Raw genomic sequence first — 746 nt, forward strand, 5'->3', positions numbered from 1 at the left:
GCCAACCTGCCGATGGTCCGCGCGGCCGTGAAGTACAAGAAGCACCTGGTGTTCCCGTCGACCTCCGAGGTCTACGGCATGTGCGCCGACGATGAGTTCGACCCGGAAGCGTCCCCGCTGGTCTACGGCCCGATCAACAAGCCGCGCTGGATCTACGCCTGCTCCAAGCAGYTGATGGACCGTGTGATCCACGCCTACGGCATGGAGGAAGGGCTGAACTACACGCTGTTCCGCCCGTTCAACTGGATCGGCGCCGGGCTGGATTCGATCTTCGAGTCGAAGGAAGGCTCCTCGCGCGTGGTGACGCAGTTCCTGGGCCATATCGTCCGGGGCGAGCCGATCAAGCTGGTCGATGGCGGCGCCCAGAAGCGCGCGTTCGCCGATATTTCGGACGGCATCTCGGCCCTGATGCAGATCATCGAGAACAAGAACGGCGTGGCCAGCGGCAAGATCTTCAACATCGGCAACCCGGCCAACATCCACTCGGTGCGCGAACTGGCCGAGATGATGCTCAAGATGGCCGCCGACTACCCCGAGTACGCCGAAGAGGCCCGCAAGACCAAGATCGTGGARACGTCCTCCGGCGAGTTCTACGGCAAGGGCTACCAGGACGTACAGCACCGTGTGCCGAAGATCGACAACACGATGGAAGAACTGGGCTGGCAGCCGAAGCTGAACATGGAACAGGCGCTGCGCCGCATCTTCGAAGCCTACCGCGACAAGGTGGTGGAGGCGCGTACGCTGGT

General features: G+C 62.8%; 1 protein-coding gene. It reads left to right on the forward strand.

What is annotated here, in order from left to right; all coding sequences use genetic code 11:
* On the forward strand, window positions 1-746 hold a 746-nt coding region (locus tag AB4Z27_RS29220; RefSeq protein WP_441646007.1), incomplete at both ends, for a bifunctional UDP-4-keto-pentose/UDP-xylose synthase.

Origin of the sequence: Cupriavidus sp. KB_39 (assembly GCF_052114485.1) — a bacterium.
In the GTDB taxonomy this organism is placed as follows: Bacteria; Pseudomonadota; Gammaproteobacteria; order Burkholderiales; family Burkholderiaceae; genus Cupriavidus.